Origin of the sequence: Chromobacterium alticapitis, assembly GCF_002924365.1 — a bacterium.
Taxonomy (GTDB): Bacteria; Pseudomonadota; Gammaproteobacteria; order Burkholderiales; family Chromobacteriaceae; genus Chromobacterium; species Chromobacterium alticapitis.
In genome coordinates this window covers 1-2991 of record NZ_PQWB01000140.1, presented here as the reverse complement: position 1 = coordinate 2991, position 2991 = coordinate 1, and the positions used below count along the sequence as shown (strand labels likewise).

The following is a 2991-nucleotide window of genomic DNA, read 5'->3' as shown; positions in this document are numbered from 1 at the left end:
GCTACCGGCGCGAGCTGCTGTGGTTCGCCGCGTCGGCGCTGTTGACCTTTCCCTTCCTGATCGAGATGGCAGCCATGCTGGGCGGCGGCCATCATGGCTGGCTGCCGCGGCTATGGCAGCTGGCTTTGGCCACGCCGGTGCAGTTCGTCGTCGGCTGGCGCTTCTACCGCGGCGCCTGGCAGGCTTTGCGCGGCGGCATGGCCAATATGGACGTGCTGGTGGCCTTGGGCACCAGCATGGCCTGGCTGTTGTCGGCGGTCGTCACCGTGCTGAATCTGGAAGATCAGCATGTGTATTTCGAGGCCAGCTCGGCCGTGATCACGCTGGTGTTGCTGGGCAAGCTGCTGGAGGCGCGCGCCAAGGGACGGGCATCGGCCGCCATCGCCGCCCTGATGCGGCTGGCGCCCAAGAGCGCACGCGTGGAGAAGGACGGCGAGCTGGTCGAAGTGCCCATCGATCAGCTCAAGCATGGCGACATCGTGGTGGCGCGCCATGGCGACAGCCTGCCGGTGGACGGCGTGGTGGTGTCGGGCGAGGCCTGGCTGGATGAGAGCATGTTGACCGGCGAAAGCCGGCCGGTGGCGAAACGCGCCGGAGACAAGGTTTACGCCGCCACGCGCAATCAGGACGGCATGCTGAAGATACGCGCAGAGGGCGTGGGCAGCGAGACGCAGCTGGCGGAGATCGTGCGCATGGTGGCGGCGGCCCAGGGCAGCAAGGCGCCCATCCAGCGGCTGGCCGACCGCATCTCCGGCGTATTCGTGCCGGCGGTCAGCGTCGTGGCGCTGCTGACGTTTCTATTGACCGGGTGGCTGTTGGGCAGCTGGACTACGGCTTTGATCCACGCGGTGGCGGTATTGGTGATCGCCTGCCCTTGCGCGCTGGGCCTGGCCACGCCGACGGCGGTGATGGTGGGCGTGGGCAACGGCGCGCGGCGCGGCATCCTGTTCCGCAACGCGGAGGCGCTGGAGCTGGCCGGCAAGGTGGACACGCTGCTGGTGGACAAGACCGGCACCCTGACCGAGGGCCGGCCGGCGCTGACGCATGCGCTGGCGCATAAGGGCGGCGAGAACGCGCTGATCCAGCTGGCGGCTAGCGCCGAGGCCGGCTCCGAGCATCCGCTGGCGCGCGCCTTGCTGGGCAAGGCGGCCGAGCTGGGCTTGCCGCTGCTGCCGTGCTCAAGCTTCCGCGCCGAAGTGGGGCGCGGCGTGGAGGCTAAGATAGACGGCCACGGCCTGGCGCGCGTGGGCGTGCCGGCTTGGCTGGGCATGGCGCTGCCGGATGCGGCACGCGCCTGGCAGGGGGCCGGCGCCACGGTGGTGGCGGTTAGTCTGGACGGCGCGCCGCTGGGCCTGCTGGCCCTGGCCGATCCGCTGCGCGAGGGCTCGGCCGAGGCGGTCAGCCAGCTGCGCGGCCGCGGCGTGCGGGTCATCATGCTGACCGGCGACGACGAGGCGACGGCGCGCGGCATCGCCGCCGAGGCCGGCGTGGACGCGTGGCGCGCCGGCATGCGGCCGCAGGACAAGGCGGCCGTGGTGCGCGAGCTGCAGTCGCAGGGCCGCGTGGTGGCCATGCTGGGCGACGGCGTCAACGACGCGCCGGCATTGGCGGCGGCCGATGTCAGCTTGGCCATGGGGTCTGGTTCCGACGTGGCGATTTCCGCCGCCGACATCACCCTGATGCGCGGCGACTTGCGCCACGCGGCGGACGCCATCCGGCTGTCGCGCCGGACGCTGGCCAAGATTCGGCAGAACCTGGCGTTTGCTTTCGTGTATAACATGCTAGGGATCCCGCTGGCGGCGCTGGGCCTGCTCAATCCGGTGATTGCCGGCGCGGCGATGGCCGCCAGCTCGGTTTCCGTGGTGTCCAATTCTTTATTGTTGCGCCGCTGGCGCTGAATCAATCCTTAACTTTCATTGAGTGGAGAAGAATATGGCGGACTTGATCCTTAACATCGACGGCATGACTTGCGGCGGCTGCGTCAAAACTGTGCAGGACGTGCTGGACACCATGGCCGGCGTCAGCGACACATCGGTCAGCCTGGAGGCCAAGCAGGCCCAGGTCAGTTACGATCCCGGCCTCGTGTCGCCGGAAGAGCTGGCGGCGGCGGTGGTCGAGGCCGGCTTCGACGTGACTTTCTGAGGCTGGCGCGGGCTCAGCTGTCGCCCAGCATGCCGTATTCGACGGGCATCTTGACGTAGAACACCTTGACGCCTTCCTGCTGCAGCCGCGCCATCAGGGCATCCGCTTCCGGCGCGCTCAGCGCCATCGTCACTTCTTCCGGCTGGTCCGCCAGTTCGAAGAAGCGCGCCGCGTGGATGCGGCGGCCGGAGCCGAAGCCCTCGCTGGCGGCGAACAGCGTGGCGCCGCCTATGCCCAGGCGCTTGGCCTCCTGCAATATCCATTCGGCCAGCGGCACGCCGTGGTGGCGGTGCCCCTGCTGGGTGAAGAACGACAGTTGATAGCCTTGCATCGGAACCTCCGCTCGCCTGTGTCACAGTTCTATCAGCGTACCCTCTTTCAGCGGACAGATGTGCACGCCCGGCGGACACAGGTTCAGCATCTGCTGCATCACGGCCTCGCGGCAGACCGGGTCGGCGTGGGTCACCCACAGATGGGCGTTGACCGGCAGCAGCGGCAGCAGGTGCGCGATCAGCGCCGGCGCCATGTGGCCCTGCTGCTGCGCGTCGTGCATTCTTTCGTCGCTATAGGTCACTTCGCAAATCACGTCGGTCAGCGAGGGCACGCCGGCCAGCCATTGCCAGAAGGCCGGACAGGGACCGGAGTCGCCGCTGAATGCCAGCGCCCGCCAGGGGCCTTCTATCAACCAGCCTATGGCCGGCACGCTGTGCTGGGCGGGCAGGGCGGTGGCCAGCCCTTCGGCCAGCGCGACGGCGTCGCCTATGTCCACCGGCCGCAAGCGCAGCCATGGGGCTTCCGGCGTGGGCAGGCGGGTATAGTCGGGCCAGATGCGGCCATTGAAGAAGTGCT

Annotated in this window: 4 protein-coding genes; 2 read left to right on the top strand and 2 right to left on the bottom strand. The window is 68.8% G+C overall.

The annotated features are described in order from the left end of the window. On the top strand, positions 1–1898 hold a 1898-nt coding region (locus C2I19_RS19545; protein ID WP_233201291.1), incomplete at its 5' end, for a copper-translocating P-type ATPase. Positions 1899–1932: 34 nt separating this feature from the next. Next, on the top strand, positions 1933–2142 hold the full coding sequence (locus tag C2I19_RS19540) for a heavy-metal-associated domain-containing protein (RefSeq protein ID WP_103904284.1): 210 nt from the start codon (positions 1933–1935) through the stop codon (positions 2140–2142). A 13-nt stretch (positions 2143–2155) separates the two neighbouring features. On the opposite strand, the gene C2I19_RS19535 is transcribed toward C2I19_RS19540, so the two are convergent. Together C2I19_RS19535 and C2I19_RS19530 are read right to left on the bottom strand one after the other, a co-directional pair. Continuing rightward, complete coding sequence (locus tag C2I19_RS19535) at positions 2156–2473, bottom strand: DUF190 domain-containing protein (protein ID WP_103904283.1); 318 nt, start codon at positions 2471–2473, stop codon at positions 2156–2158. Between the two features lie 21 nt (positions 2474–2494). Continuing rightward, the coding region (locus tag C2I19_RS19530; protein WP_233201290.1) for an MBL fold metallo-hydrolase at positions 2495–2991 on the bottom strand (497 nt) is incomplete at its 5' end.